Origin of the sequence: Bowmanella yangjiangensis (assembly GCF_017255015.1) — a bacterium.
GTDB classification, from domain to species: Bacteria; Pseudomonadota; Gammaproteobacteria; order Enterobacterales; family Alteromonadaceae; genus Bowmanella; species Bowmanella yangjiangensis.
Genome location: NZ_JAFKCS010000593.1, coordinates 1 through 450 on the forward strand (window position 1 = coordinate 1; position 450 = coordinate 450).

1 pseudogene is annotated in these 450 nt (G+C 67.6%); it reads left to right on the top strand.

The features are described 5' to 3' along the window. Positions 1 to 450: pseudogene (locus J0A65_RS25825) on the top strand (hypothetical protein); the annotation flags it as partial.

Here is a 450-nt window from a genome sequence, read left to right on the forward strand (position 1 = left end):
CTGGAGACCCTGGGCAGCATCGTGCATGTCGAGCCGGTGCTCGAGCATCTGCCGGTGCTGGACGAGATGGACCCGGAAAGCTGCTACCTGGGCCTGGAACTGGCCTTCTCCAGCGCCGCCGAGGCGCAAGCCATCGAAGGTGCCTTCGACTTCGTCCGCGAAGACGGCAGCATCCGTATCCTGCCGCCCGGCGCGCCGCTGACGGCGCTGCAAGAGTTGCTGGAACTACGCGCCGCCGAAGGCGCCCTGCAAGTTGAACGCCTGGTGCGTTGCACAAGCTTTGACGCTGCACTGCTGGAGCAGGCCAATGGCTCCAGCGCTGTGGCGCCGGCAACGCACCAAGCGGCCATTCCCGCGTCCGGCGCCGGCGAAAGCCGCGCCGTGGCCAGCAAGGAAGCCCCACGCGCAAACGGTGACACCAACCTGATCCGGGTCGACGCTGCCAAGCTG